The sequence below is a fragment of the Bifidobacterium criceti genome (genome assembly GCF_002286935.1).
Lineage (GTDB): Bacteria > Actinomycetota > Actinomycetes > Actinomycetales > Bifidobacteriaceae > Bifidobacterium > Bifidobacterium criceti.
This window is the reverse complement of record NZ_MVOH01000007.1, coordinates 40,532-54,877: the sequence shown is the minus strand read 5'-3', so window position 1 is coordinate 54,877 and position 14,346 is coordinate 40,532. Positions and strand designations below refer to the sequence as shown.

Below are 14,346 nucleotides of genomic sequence, written 5' to 3'. Positions count from 1 at the left end.
CCGAATCAGCCAACCAGATGCACGCTGTCTTCGCAAATCGTCCGGGCGATGTCATCGGCCGGCAGCGCCGCGTCGACGACGAGGAACCGTTCCGGTTCGCGCTCGGCGAGGTCGAGGAACGCGCGCCTTGTACGGCGTTGGAACGCATCCCCCGCCGATTCGATGCGGTCCTCGGCGTGCGTGAGCCGCGCATGTGCCGCCGCGGGGTCGATGTCGAGCAGATACGTCCGTTCCGGCAGCAGGCCACCCGTCGCCCACATGCTCAACTCGCGGATCTCGCCGGCCGTCAGTTCGCGGCCGCCCGCCTGATAGGCGAGCGACGAGTCGAGGTAGCGGTCGGTTATGACGATCGCGCCGCGGTCGAGCGCCGGACGGATCGTCTCGGCGACGTGCTGCGCGCGGTCCGCGGCGAACAGGAGCGCTTCCGTGCGCGCCGCGACCGGTTCGTCACCGTGCAGCAGCATATGGCGGATCTCGGCGCCGAGCGGCGTGCCGCCGGGTTCGCGCGTCACGACGACTTCCCTGCCCCGCGCGCGCCAGAAGGTGGCGAGGCGTTCGACCTGCGTCGTCTTGCCGGCGCCGTCGACGCCTTCGAAGGACACGAACATTCCCTCCATGACGGCCTTCCCGTTCAGCGCTTGGGCACGACCGGCGGCCGCGTGTAGCCGTCATGCTCGGTCATGTAGTCGATGTCCGCCTTGACGGTCGCCGCCGTCGAGCCGATCTCCTTCGCGATGCGCGAGTTCGCCCATCCTTCGTCGGCGAGTTCGCGCACCTTCTTGCGGCGTTCGTCGCGTGCGCTGTGCGCCGCGCCCTTCGCCGACTTCGTGCCCTTCGCCGCCTTCGTCGATTTCGCGGACGCCTTGCGCCCACGGCGCTTGGCCGGTCCGGCCGCGCGTTTCTCGGCGAGCAGACGGAACGCGTCCTCGGCCGAGATCGTCTTCGGATCGTATTGCTTCGGCAGCGAACGGTTCGTTTCGCCGTCGGTGATGTAGGCCCCGTAGAAGCCTTCCTTGATCGTCACCGGCTTGTTCGTCGTCGGATCGTTGCCGAGTTCACGCAGCGGCGGTTTCGCGGCACGGCGCCCACGCCCGTACTTCGGCTGCGCGAACAGGTCGCGCGCCTGCTGTTCGGTCACGGTGAAGATCGCATCCTCGCTTTCAAGCGAACGCGTCTCGCTTGTGCCATCGGCGCGTTCGCGCGTCAGATACGGGCCATAGCGGCCGTTGTTCGCGAGGATCTTCGTCGTGCCCGTCTCGCCGGTCTTCTCATCCGTCTCGTCATAGGACGCGACGAGGCGCGGCAGGGACAGCAGCTTGAGCGCGTCGTCGAGCGTGACCGTCTCGGGCGTCATCGATTTGAACAGCGACGCCATCTTCGGGCGTGCATCCGAACCTTCCTCGACGAGCGCGACGTACGGTCCGAAACGGCCGTTGCGCACTTCAACGGTGCCGCCCGTCGCCGGGTCGGTGCCGAGCACGCGCGGGCCGCCCGCGTTCTCGTCGATGAGCTTGTGCGCCTCCGCGACGGTCAGTTCGTCGGGCGCGAGCGTCTCGGGAATCGACGCGTGCTTCGGGTTGCCTTTGTCGTCGAGGTGCTTCGTATCCTCAAGATACGGCCCGTAGCGGCCGACGCGCACATTGATGCCATCGCCGATCTCGATCGTGTTGATCGCGCGCGCGTCGATCTCGCCGAGCTGCGCGACCTGCTGCTGCAATCCCTCGCGCACATCCTGCGCATCCTTCGCCGCGTCCTTCCCGGTGCCGAAATAGAACGCCGTGAGCCAATCGCGGCCGGTGTCCCTGCCGTGCGCGATCTCGTCGAGCCCATTCTCCATGTCCGCGGTGAACTGGTAGTCGACGTACTTCGGGAACTTCGTCTCCAACAGCTTCGTCACCGCGAACGCGAGCCACGATGGGATGAGCGCACGTCCGCGCTCATAGACGTATTTCCTGTCGATGATCGTCGAAATGATGCTCGCGTACGTCGACGGACGTCCAATCTCCTTCGCTTCGAGCGTCTTGACAAGCGACGCCTCGGTGTATCGCGCCGGAGGCTGCGTCTCATGGCCGTCCGCGCGCACATCCTGCGCGTCGAGCGTGTCCCCCGTCCGCAGCGGCGGCAGCGACGCGTCCGCATCGTCCTTCGTCTTCTTCGTCTCGCCAAGCACACGCAGGAATCCAGGGAACTCGATGACGGTGCCCGAAGCCTGGAACGTCGTCTCACCGCGCGCGCCGGCGTCGGCGGTGAAGCGCGCCGTCGCCGTCGAACCGGTCGCGTCCGCCATCTGCGACGCGAGCGTACGCTGCCAGATCAGTGTATAGAGCTTGAGCTGGTCCGGAGGGAGCGTCGACGCGAGCTGCGCGGGGTCACGGAAATGCGAACCCGCGGGACGGATGCATTCGTGCGCCTCCTGTGCGCCCGCCGTCTTCGTCGCATACTGCTTGGGGCCGTCCGACAGATACTGTTCGCCGAACTCACGCGCGACCGATTCGCGCGCGGCGGCGATCGCCTCATGGCTCAACGTGACCGAATCGGTACGCATATACGTGATGTATCCGTTCTCATACAGGCTTTGCGCGGCGCGCATCGTCTGCCTCGACGACATGCCGAGGCGGTTGCCTGCGGCCTGCTGCATCGTCGACGTCGTGAACGGCGGCTGCGGACGGCGACGGTACGGTTTCTTCTCGACGTCGGCGACGCGGAACGCGGCCGACGCGAGCGCGGCGGCGATCGCGTCCGCGTCCGCCTGCGCGAGCTGGCGCACATCATCGCGACGTGCGGCATCAGTGAGCTCACCGCGCGACGTGAAATCCTTCGAAACGGCGACACGGTGACCATCGACGGCGACGAGGCGCGCATCGAACGCCACCTCGGCACCGAGCGCGTCAGGCGCCTGCAAGCGTGCGATGACATCCCAATACGGGGCACGCACGAACGCCATACGTTCGCGCTCGCGCTCGACGATGAGTCGTGTCGCGACGGACTGCACACGTCCCGCGGACAGTCCCGGGCCGACCTTGCGCCACAGGACCGGCGACAGTTCGTAGCCGTAGAGGCGGTCGAGGACGCGGCGCGTCTCCTGCGCGTCGACCATATGGCTGTCCACTTCGCGCGTGTGCTCAAGCGACGAACGGATCGCCTCGGGCGTGATCTCGTGGAACACCATGCGCTTGACGGGGACCTTCGGCTTGAGCGTCTGCACGAGGTGCCACGCGATCGCCTCGCCTTCGCGGTCCTCATCGGTCGCGAGGTAGAGTTCGTCGGCGTCCTTGAGCGCGGCGCGCAGTTCTGCGACCGTCTTCTTCTTGTCCGCGCCGACGATGTAGTACGGCTTGAACCCGTCGTCGACGTCGACGCCGAACTTGCCGAACTGTGCCTTCTGCGCGGCGGGGACCTGACTCGGCTGGGCAAGGTCGCGGATGTGGCCCACCGAGGCGAGCACGGTGTACCCCTTTCCGAGGTAGCCGCCGATCTTCTTGGCCTTCGCCGGGGACTCGACGATCACGAGCTTGCTGCCTGCAGTCATGATTTCTCCTTACCAATGGTCATTCGCACGCCATATTACTCATGGCCTGTGCAATCCGTTGCGCTGTGTGGCGAACAACGGACGGTCGCACAGCCGCTATTTCGCTTTTGGTGGAGCGGGCGGCGCACCGATGAGGCCGAGCTTCGTGAGCGGCGCGGCGGTCAGCTGGCGCATCATGAGCACCATGCCGTTGACGAACGCGGCGCATCCGAAGATGAGCGCCGTCGTCGCCGAACACGCGCCCGATGCGGCCCATCCGGCCGCCGCGTCGAGACCTGGCTCGACCTGCCAGATGACGTAGGCGCCATACGCGACCGCGCACAGGCCGAGTGTGATGAGCGCGGTCGCGATGAGTTGGATCGACGGTGACGACACGCGGTCGCCGGGGCGGTCCATGCCGGACGTGCGCGTGCACGCCAACGTGAGCATCATGAGTCCGCCGGTGATGAATATCGCCATGAGCACATCGCTCGGCCGGTGCCATTGGTCGTAGACGACCGATACGCCGACGGCGATCGTGCACAACGTCGATACGACGGCGCATGCGGCGCGCCACGCATGCGGCACCGCGCACAACAACACGAGCCCCGCGGCCGCGGCGAGCATCGTATGCCCCGAAGGCGCCGAATTGTTCGTTGACGATTCGACATAGACGAGCAGTGGACGTGGCAGATACGGTTTGAGGAGTTTCGCCGCGGCGAAGCAGACGGCGCTGTAGACGGCGAGCTGACCGATGAGCCACCACCGCTTGCGCAGCGCGGCGATGACGAACGCGGCCACACCGAACGCGAGCGCGACGCCGATGATGATCGGCGATTGCAGATGGCCGAAGCTCAACCATGACGGCATGATCGACGAATAATTGATGATCGCGAGGTCCTCGAAGGTCTGTCCGTCCGCAGTACGTACGCCAAGCCAATACAACGCGGCGGCGATCGCGACGAACGCGGCCGCGAACACGACGCACAACACGATGCTCGACGTACGCGGGCGCAACATGAGCGGATCGAGCTGCGCAAGCGACGATTGCATATCGTGCGCGAGGACATCCTCGTCGTTCGGTTTCGTCGACGTGTCCCCATCATCGATCAGCGGTGTCGGTTTCGGAGGTTCGCTCTTCTCGAACGTCGACCATTGTGTCGTATCAGCGGAAGGCTGCCGCGCACCGTCGTCGGCGTGTGTCGAAGAAGGTTCATGTGTGTGCTCGCTCATGCTACCGACTGTAGCGCACGCGGGGAAACAAAGGGGGAAGGTATGGAAAACCTCCGCGCACCCACCAGAGGCCACTTACCCTTGCTGCATTCCTGCCCTGGGGGGATTGGGTGACATAGTGCCACGCGGAGGCATTCATCAGTGTACACCATCCCCGGACCACCCAGCTCTGAACCACCCCCCAGCCTTGAATCACCCAGCCCCCAATTCCGCAGAGTGGTACGCTCACAGGCGCGTCAGCGTACCGTCGTGCGTGAAAACACCGCAGCGCGGTACGCTCACAGTCGCCCCACCGTACCGTCGTGCGTAGTATTCCGCAGTCCGGTACGCTCACAAGCATCTCACCATACCGTCGTGCGTGAAAAACCGCAGCGCGGTACGCTCACGGGCGCGTCAGCGTACCGTCGTGCGTACAACACCGCGCCCCGGCACGCTGGACGGAGTGTCAGCGTACCGGGGCGCGGAGTTGAGAGAACGGAAGGTCAGGCCTTCCAGACGTCCTTGCCGTCGGCCTTCGCCTTCGCGACGTCGGCGTCGAGCTCGGCCTCGTTCGCCTCGACGTTGCCCGCGATGAACTCCTCGACGAGCTGGCGCGCCTCATTGTCCTCATGCTGCACGGCCGGGGACTTCATGAAGTACGACGACGGTGCGAGGATCGGGCCGGCGAGGCCACGGTCGAGCGCGATCTTCGCGGCGCGCACGGCGTCGATGACGATGCCGGCGGAGTTCGGGGAATCCCACACCTCAAGCTTGTATTCGAGGTTGAGCGGCACATCGCCGAACGTCGTGCCCTCGAGGCGGACGAACGCGAACTTGCGGTCGTCGAGCCACGCGACGTAATCGGACGGTCCGATGTGCACATCGTACGGATCCATCTCGTGGGGGACGATCGACGTGACGGCGCGCGTCTTCGAGATCTTCTTCGACTCCAGACGCGAACGCTGCAGCATGTTCATGAAGTCCATGTTGCCGCCGACGTTGAGCTGGTACGTACGGTCGAGATGCACACCGCGGTCCTCGAACAGACGTGCGAGCACACGGTGCGTGATCGTCGCGCCGACCTGCGACTTGATGTCGTCACCGATGATCGGGACGCCGGCGTCACGGAACTTCTGCGCCCATTCCGGATCGGACGCGATGAACACCGGCAGGCAGTTGACGAACGCACAGCCGGCATCCATCGCGGCCTGCGCATACGCCTTGTCGGCCTCCTCGGAACCGACCGGCAGATAGGAGACGAGGACGTCGACATTGTTGTCGCGCAGCACCTGGGCGACGTCGACCGGCTCCTTGTCCGACTCCTCGATCATCTCACGGTAGTACTCGCCAAGACCGTCGAGCGTCGGTCCACGCAGCACCTCGACGCCCAGATTCGGCACGTCGGAGAACTTGATCGTGTTGTTCTGGGACGAGAAGACCGCTTCGGACAGGTCCTTGCCGACCTTGTCCGCATCGACATCGAACGCGGCGACGAACTCGATGTCACGGACACGGTAGCCACCGAAGTTGTTATGCATCAGTCCCGGGATCTTGTCCTCATCCTTGGTGTCCTTGTAGTACTCGACACCCTGCACCAGTGACGAAGCGCAATTGCCCACACCGGCGATAGCCACGCGAATGCTCATGAAAAATGACTCCTCTAGTTGCGTGCGTTGTCCGCCTTCCAGCATACCGCGCACTGCCCGTGACGGCCTGCCAAAGGAACTTCAAGACACTAACGTTACCGTGTGTGCAGGAAAAACCTACGCGGCCGTAATCCACACATGCATACGCGCACGCGCGCGGCCAGGATAAAGAGCGCATCGATGCACCCCTCGGCGAATCGACGGTTGTTTTTCAGGTACGGCGATTACCGTGGACAGCATGGCTTCACAGACACGTACCGTAAGTTCGGGAACGTCGGGCGGCGCACGCAGGGCGTCGTCGGGACGGACGGACACGAGAAAGACATCGGCGAATCCAGGCGGGAAGCGCACGAACCACCGCGCCCCGAAGAACAACAAAAGCCCGAAGAAGCAACACAAAGGCCTCTGGTGGAAGATTCCGCTCGGCGTGATCGGCGGCATCCTCGCCATCGGCATCGCGCTCTTCGCGTACCTGTATGCGACGACCGACATCCCCCAGCCGGAGAAGGTCGCGCTCGCCGAAAAGACGACCGTCTACTACGACGACGGCACGACACCGATCGGATCGTTCTCGGAACAGAACCGTGAGATCATCAACTGTTCGGCATTGCCCGACTACGTCGGCAACGCGATCGTCGCGTCCGAGGACCGTTCGTTCTGGACGAACGGCGGCATCGACATCACCGGCATGGCGCGCGCGCTCTACAACAACCTGACGAAAGGCACACGCCAAGGCGGATCGACGATCACCCAACAGTACGCGGAACGCTATTACCTCGGCGAAACGACGTCCTACGCCGGCAAGATCCGCGAGGCGATCCTCGCGATGAAGATCGCGAATTCGCAGGACAAATCCGAAGTGCTGTGCAACTATATGAACACGATCTACCTCGGACGCGGCGCATACGGCATCCAGGCGGCCGCACAGGCGTATTTCGGCAAGGACGCGAAGGACCTCACACCATCCGAGGCCGCGATGATCGCCGGCATCATCCCCGCGCCGAGCACATGGGACCCGGCCGTGAACCCCGAGCAGGCCGAGAAACGCTTCGACCGCGTCATCCGCATCATGAAGGAGGACGGCTACCTCACCACCGAGCAGGCGGCCGACGCGAAGTTCCCGGATGTCAAGGAATACGTGCCGAGCAACGACTATGCGGGACCGGCAGGATACATCCTGTCGACCGTCGAGGCGGAACTGACCGACAACAAGGCGTTCGCGAAGGACGAGCTTGAAACCGGCGGATACAAGGTCATCACGACGCTCGACAAGACGATGCAGGACCGCATCCAGGCCGTCGGCGACGAACGGCCCGAAGGCATGCCGGACACGCTGCAGGTCGGCGGCATCGCCGTCGATGAGACAACCGGCTCGGTGCGCGCGATGTACGCGGGGCAGGACTATCTCAAGCAACAGCTCAACAACGCGACCCAATCGAAATTCCAACCCGGATCGACGATGAAACCATTCGGACTCATCGGCGCGGCACAGGACGACGTGAGCTTCTCGACACTGTTCAACGGCAACTCCCCCGAACGTTTCGAAACGACACCCGGAACGTTCGCGGAAGTGCCGAACGCGCTTGACATCAGCTGGGGCAACATCAACCTCAACCAAGCGACCGCGAACTCCGTCAACACCGTGTTCATGAACGTCAACGAACACCTCACACCGAAGCGGTACGCGCAGATCGCGCACGACGCGGGCATCACCGGCGACATCCAGGAGGACACGCTCTACAACATCCTCGGCATCAACTCACTCACCGTGTGGGACCTCGCACAAGGCCACTCGACGATCGCGAACAACGGCACGAAGAACACCTTGCACATCGTCGACCGCGTCACGAAGGACGACAAGGACATGTACAAGGCGAACCCGGAGTCGAAAAAGGTGTTCGACGAGAACGACTGCGCGCTCGCACAGCATGCGATGCTCGGCACGACGACCTACGGCACCGCCGCGGGCGTATCCTCCCAGCTCGGCAGGCCGATCGCGGGCAAATCCGGCACCGCGAACGACGAGACGGCGGCAAGCTTCGTAGGCTACACACCACAGCTGATGAACGTGTGGGCGATCTGGAATCCGGGAGCGAACGGCGAGAACCTCGTCGTGCCGTCATTCGCCGGCTACGGCGTCTCCTCGACCGGCTACCCGGCGCACCTGTTCTCCGAGTTCATGTCGACGGCGCTCGCGGACATGCCGGTCGAGCAGTTCCCGCAGGCCGTCGACGACGGCAAGATCGGAGGCCCAGACGGCGACTGGGGCCTCGGCGGCTCGCGGAACCAGTCAAATGGCCAAGGCCAGGACACGACCTCGCCGAATGCGACGCCGAGCGAATCGCCATCGCAGAGCGAACAGCCGTCAAGCGAGCCGTCGACGACGCAACCGGAGACGAAACCATCGACTCCGGCACCGTCGTCGTCATCCTCACCGTCACCGGAACAGCCACAGCCGACGCAACCGGAGACGACGGAGCCGAATCCCCCATCGCCGGAACAGACGGACCAACCGCAGCAACAGCCACCGGCGCAACGATCAAACAGGTAGCGCACACGGCCTATACGGGAAAGGGAGGGGCGCCGTCCGGAATCGATTCCGGACGGCGCCCCTCCCTTTCCCGTATAGGCCGTGCTCAGCGCGCGGAGCGGTTGACGGCGGAGATGATCGCCTTGAGCGAGCTCGTCACAATCGACGAATCGATGCCGACACCCCACACGACGCTTGTCTCACCATCCTCGAGCGCGATCTCGCATTCGACATAGGACGCGGCGCGCGCATCGGTGCCGACGGACATCGTATGTTCGGCGTAATCGAGGACGCTCGCGTCGACGCCGAGCACCTTGACGGCGTCGAGGAACGCGTCGATTGGACCGTTCCCGGTGCCGGAGATCTCACGGACCTCCTCGGGGTCGGTTCCGACGTTGAGCCCACGGTCGAGCACGGTCGCGTTGAGCGTCGTGTCCGAACCATCCTCACCCGACGACAGGCTCACCTTGAGCAGCTTGAGACGGCCCCACTGCTCGAGCGAAGCGTCCTGCTGGTCGCCGACAACCGCGCCGGCCTCGGTCGTGCCGGCTTCCTCGACGGGCAGGTACTCATCCTTGAACAGATGCCAGATGTCCTCGTCCTTGACTTCCTTCTTCGTCGTGTCCGCATGCTGCTGCACGACGCGCTCGAACTCGACCTGCAGTTTCTTCGGCAGGTCGAGGTTGTGGTTCGCCTTGAGCAGATACGCCATGCCGCCCTTGCCGGACTGCGAGTTGACGCGGATGATCGCCTCGTACGAACGGCCGATGTCCTTCGGATCGATCGGCAGATACGGCACGAGCCACACGAAGTTCCCAAGTTCCGCGCCCGCCATGTCCGCGGCGACCTCGCGCGCCTCGAGACCCTTCTTGATCGCGTCCTGGTGCGAACCGGAGAACGCCGTGAACACGAAATTGCCGGCGTACGGGTGGCGCTCCGAGATCTTGATCTGGTTGCAGTACTCGACCGTGCGGCGGATCTGCGGGATGTCGGACAGGTCGATCTGCGGGTCGATGCCCTGCGTGAGCAGGTTGAGCCCGAGCGTGACGAGGTCGACGTTGCCGGTGCGTTCGCCATTGCCGAGCAGGCAGCCTTCGATGCGGTCCGCGCCCGCGAGGATGCCGAGTTCGGCGGCGGCGACGCCCATGCCTTCGTCATTGTGCGGATGGAGCGACAGCACGATCGCGTCGCGGTCCTGCAGATTGTTCGAGACGTACTCCACTTCGTCCGCGAAGACGTTCGGCGTCGTCATCTCGACGGTCGCGGGCAGATTGATGATCATCGGATGTTCGGGGGTCGGTTTGATGACATCGATGACGGCGTTGCACACGTCGACCGCGTACTCCGGTTCCGTTCCGGTGAACGATTCCGGAGAGTATTCGTAGTACAGGTCGATGCCTTCCGCGTCGCCCTCGAGTTCCTTGCACAGTTCTGCCGCGTCCGTCGCGAGTTTCTTGATCGCGTCCTTGTCCTTGCGGAAGACGACCTCACGCTGCAGTACGGAGACGGAATTGTAGAAGTGCACGATCGCGCGCCTGACGCCTTTGAGACACTCGTAGGTCTTGCGGATGAGGTGTTCGCGCGCCTGTGTGAGCACGACGATCGTCACATCGTCCGGGATGAGTTCACGTTCGATGAGCATACGGATGAAGTCGTAGTCGGTCTCGGACGCGCTCGGGAAGCCGACTTCGATCTCCTTGTAGCCCATCTCGACGAGCATGTTCCAGAACCGCAGTTTGCGGTCGGAATCCATCGGATTGACGAGCGCCTGGTTGCCGTCGCGAAGGTCGACGGAGCACCAGCGCGGCGCGCGCGTAAGTCGTTTGCCCGGCCACGTACGCTCCGGGTAGTCAAACGGCACCTGCTTGTCGTATGCGACGTACTTCGTGTACGGCATCGAGCTTGGCTTCTGCGGAGCGCCGATAAAACGTGCCGGAGGCAGCAGCGGGTCGTTGTTCCCTCCGTTGGATGCCGCGGCGACTGCGGCGAGATCAAACACGGACGATTGATCCTGACCCATCTCTCCTCCTTCTGTAGTGGTTTGGTATTGGTGAGTTCAGTCGTTCCACCGATGTGTCCACAAATGTGTTCACATAGTGGTTATGCATGGGTGTGCATAACGTCCTACCCTATAAAGCCTACCGAAGAAGCGATGGAGAAACGTCCATATTCCGGCCATGTTCCGCAGCATGTTTACATTCTTCCGGTATAAGCGGCGCGTCAGCGGTGGATCAGTCGGCGGGATAGTACACGTTCGTGTCACTCGGTGACGCGTTCATATGATAGCCAAGTGTTTTGATGAACGGTTTCGTCGAATCCGGCGGCACATAATCCGATTGGGGCGCGGACAACGCGATTGATTTGACCTCTTCACTATCCGCGCCTTTGAAGATATAGACGAAATTGAATGGTTTCATGATCTCGGCTTCGGAATAGAACGTGCTGCCTTCATAGCAGGCTTGGTATCCGCGTTCGGAACCGCAATGGTAGTCGCTCTCGGGGCCACGGAACTCGATGCCCACGGATTCGGGGATGTCCCAGGACAGCTTCGCGCCTTTCGCGACCGGGATCATGGTCTCGTGCGTGCTTGACGACTCAGCAGTCGTCACCTTGCCGTCATCGTCCAACTCGAGGCAATCGCTGCCATCCTTGAGGCAGTATCTGCCTGCGATCGGGCTCATGTCACCGCTGTAGACACGTGTGCGGATCTGCTCGGGAGTGAGGTCCTTCTTGTGCGCGTCGGTATCTGTGTTGTCGCCGTCGTCCGTATCTGCGTCGTCATCGTTGTCGATGTCGTCATCATTGTCCGTATCCGTATCCGACTTCTTTTGTGTCTTGTCGTCGGATGCGTCAGCTGCGGCACCGTCCACGTCGGCGTCCTCAAGCGTGTCCCAATCCAATTCGGGGGTTTCGTCGAGGTAATACACGGTGTCGTCACTCGGCGCGGGACGCATCTTCACGGTGCGGTCCTTGCCGAGCTCATTGCCCGCTGCGGCATTGAACGGCAGGAACGGATTGGCGGTCCTGATGTTGTAGTCGGCTTCACGCTCGTTGTCATCGTACTGCTTCACATCACGGTAGAGCAGGAACGGGCGGTCAGTGTCCACGTTGTGCTGCTTGTGCGCCGCGTCGAGTGCGGAACGGTCGAAGTATCCACTGCTCTCGAGCTTGTCCAGTTTGGTGCCGACGGGCGCGACGACGAAGAAATTGCTCATCCGGTACTTGCCGCCGGTATCCTTGACTGTGCTGAAATCGACCGCCCCGGAGACGTCCACGACTTTGCCGGCGTTGCAGTACTGTGTGAAGCCTGCGCCGTTCCTGCTGACACGCGTGTCGCCGCACCAGAAACTCATGAACGCCTTGTGTGGTATGAGCTCGAACGCGCCGGTGTCGCCCTGCAGGAGATAGTCCTTCGACAGCGTGCCACAGAACGCCTGCTGGATCGCATCACACGACACGAGCATCGAATCGGACATCGCATACTTATCGGGTTGCGCGCCGTCCACAACGCCGAACACCTGTTGCCCATCCGTACGTCCGCCATTGATGCCACCGAGCGTGATGCAATCGCCGGCCTTGTTGCACCAGCGGCCCGCGGCCACATCGTCGGCGCTCTGGCCCGCGAGGATCATCGAATCCTTGCTGCCTGTGGCATCCGCCGACTGGAGGAACGTGTCTTTCGCGCCTTTCGCATCCACGCCCTGATACACGGTGACGCTCTCGCCCGTGCCGAGCGTGCTGCCCGGCGCCGGCTGTGATCCGCTCACTTTGCCGATGTACTGCTTGGATGCGAGACGCTTCTTCACGGTGACGTCGTAGCCCTTCGATTCAAGCTCGGATGCGACGTCATCCACGTCACGCCCCATGATGTCGACCGGGATGCCATCGCCCTCTTTGGCCGCCACGCCGATGTAGATCCCCTCCTGCGCGTCGCTCACCGCCTGACCGGGTTCGGGCGACGTGTTCACGACGGTCCCCTCCTTCGTCTGGCTTGCATCGGAGATGAGCACGTGCTTGTAATGCACGGGCACGCCCATGTCGCCGAAGGTTTTCGTCACGGCCGTCGCCTCTTTGCCGACCGTGTCCCCGGGAACGCCGGCACCGGCGGATTCACGCACCTCGACCGTGCTGCCCGACTTGACGCGCGCGCCCGCATCGTTGCCACCGTACCCAAGGAACGCACCCTTCTTCGCCCCGGAGAACTCCTTCGTCTTCTTCACTTTGAGGCCTTTGCCACGCAATTGCGCGGCCACGGTGTCCGCACTCACGACGTCATCGGACGCCGTGTCCGCGGTCGCCGCCTGTGCCTGCGGCAGCGTCTTCCCGCCCCACCATTCCGCGTTGTACGTCACGAGACCCACGACGAGCGCAACGACGACGACCGCGGCGGCGGCGACCGCCCATACGAGTCGTTGGTGTGTGCGTTCCGCGGCCTGCATTTGCGCGCCTGTGGCCGCCGTGGATGCAGGTTGCGCGGTGGGAGCGGCTTGCGTCGGCGCCGCGCCCGCAGTCGGCGATGATGGCGGCAACGGTTTTCCACAATGGGTGCAGAATCGCGATGTCGAATCGTTATTGGACCCACAATGCACGCAGAACATGATTTCCCCTTATATTGGTCTTCTCTGCTACCGCCCCTCATTGTACGGCACAATAGACACATCCGTTCATATGGATGCGTACATCGTCGTTCATATCGACATCATTCGGACATGGTGTGGTTTTCGATGAGATTGACACCGCGCCGCGCCATGCAATAGGCGTTGCCGAGCCATGTATGCCGCGAATTCGGCCACACCGCGCCGAGACGTGGCGCGTTCTGGCTCATCCATATGCTCGGTACGCGTCCGTCCGCGCTACGTGAGCCGAGGAGATTGAATCCGTTTTTCTCAAGGAGCCATTCCGGATGCTGCGTCGCGATCGCGAGACCTTCTTCGAGCGTGAGTGGGATGCGTTCGTCCGATTCGATGAGTTTGCGCGCGACATCCGGCTCACGGTTGACGTAGCATGTGCCGGTATGCGGTTCGAGGACGAGGTAGAACGGACCTTCGGGTGGTTCGAAACCATCCGTCGGCAGGAAACTCGCGATGTCGCGCGGCGGCATCGTCGTGAACCCGGCCATGCGGTTGATGCTCGTGCGCGCGATGAGCGATTCCGGGGAGACGAGCTCGCGCGTCGGCACGAGCAGGATGTCCTCGCCGAGATCGTTGCGCTCGAGCGCGGCGATGAGCGGACGCGCGAGTGCGCGGAACGATTCGTCGCTCATGTCGGCGACGTCCGGATATCCGAGCGCGACGATGCGGTCCAACTGGTGCTGCGCAGTGATCGATGCCTGTGACATGTCTTCCAGCATAGCCGCCCATCTGTTCGCGCACGGCGCGAGCGACGCGCGAGTGCGCACATTGCGGCACCGCGCGACACTGACGTCCTCCCAACGTCGCGCGACCGCACAC

8 protein-coding genes, 1 other RNA gene and 1 pseudogene are annotated in these 14,346 nt (G+C 63.3%); 1 reads left to right on the top strand and 9 read right to left on the bottom strand.

The window, feature by feature from the left end; all coding sequences use genetic code 11:
* Nucleotides 1-5: 5 nt before the first annotated feature.
* The 5 genes from tmk to B1526_RS03740 form a co-directional block, all read right to left on the bottom strand.
* Entirely contained in the window at nt 6-617 is a 612-nt protein-coding gene (tmk, locus tag B1526_RS03760; RefSeq protein ID WP_095614765.1) for a dTMP kinase, read from the bottom strand.
* A 14-nt stretch (nt 618-631) separates the two neighbouring features.
* Nucleotides 632-3,529 carry a type I DNA topoisomerase gene (topA, locus tag B1526_RS03755; protein WP_095614764.1) on the bottom strand — a complete coding sequence of 966 codons (2,898 nt, stop codon included), beginning with the start codon at nt 3,527-3,529 and terminating at the stop codon, nt 632-634.
* A 96-nt stretch (nt 3,530-3,625) separates the two neighbouring features.
* On the bottom strand, nt 3,626-4,741 hold the full coding sequence (locus B1526_RS03750; RefSeq protein ID WP_095614763.1) for a phosphatase PAP2 family protein: 1,116 nt from the start codon (nt 4,739-4,741) through the stop codon (nt 3,626-3,628).
* Nucleotides 4,742-4,782: 41 nt separating this feature from the next.
* Nucleotides 4,783-4,879: signal recognition particle sRNA small type (gene ffs / locus B1526_RS03745), an RNA gene on the bottom strand.
* 344 nt (nt 4,880-5,223) lie between these two features.
* Nucleotides 5,224-6,366, bottom strand: a complete 1,143-nt coding sequence (locus B1526_RS03740; protein ID WP_095614762.1) for an inositol-3-phosphate synthase — start codon at nt 6,364-6,366, stop codon at nt 5,224-5,226.
* A gap of 238 nt (nt 6,367-6,604) precedes the next feature.
* On the opposite strand from B1526_RS03740, the gene B1526_RS03735 reads away from it, so the two are divergent.
* The gene (locus B1526_RS03735; protein WP_095614761.1) at nt 6,605-8,917 is read left to right on the top strand and encodes a transglycosylase domain-containing protein; all 2,313 of its coding nucleotides are present in this window, start codon (nt 6,605-6,607) and stop codon (nt 8,915-8,917) included.
* Between the two features lie 85 nt (nt 8,918-9,002).
* Here B1526_RS03735 and leuA read toward each other — a convergent pair whose 3' ends face one another.
* From leuA to B1526_RS03720, 4 genes and pseudogenes are all read right to left on the bottom strand, one after another.
* A complete protein-coding gene (gene leuA, locus B1526_RS03730) occupies nt 9,003-10,916 on the bottom strand; it encodes a 2-isopropylmalate synthase (RefSeq protein WP_095614760.1) in 1,914 nt (637 codons plus the stop codon).
* A gap of 211 nt (nt 10,917-11,127) precedes the next feature.
* Complete coding sequence (locus B1526_RS03725; RefSeq protein WP_095614759.1) at nt 11,128-13,335, bottom strand: PASTA domain-containing protein; 2,208 nt, start codon at nt 13,333-13,335, stop codon at nt 11,128-11,130.
* Nucleotides 13,336-13,428: 93 nt separating this feature from the next.
* Nucleotides 13,429-13,494, bottom strand: a pseudogene (locus tag B1526_RS09415) (zinc-ribbon domain-containing protein); the annotation flags it as partial.
* Between the two features lie 101 nt (nt 13,495-13,595).
* The gene (locus tag B1526_RS03720; RefSeq protein ID WP_095614758.1) at nt 13,596-14,234 is read right to left on the bottom strand and encodes a DUF5701 family protein; all 639 of its coding nucleotides are present in this window, start codon (nt 14,232-14,234) and stop codon (nt 13,596-13,598) included.
* Nucleotides 14,235-14,346 lie beyond the last annotated feature (112 nt).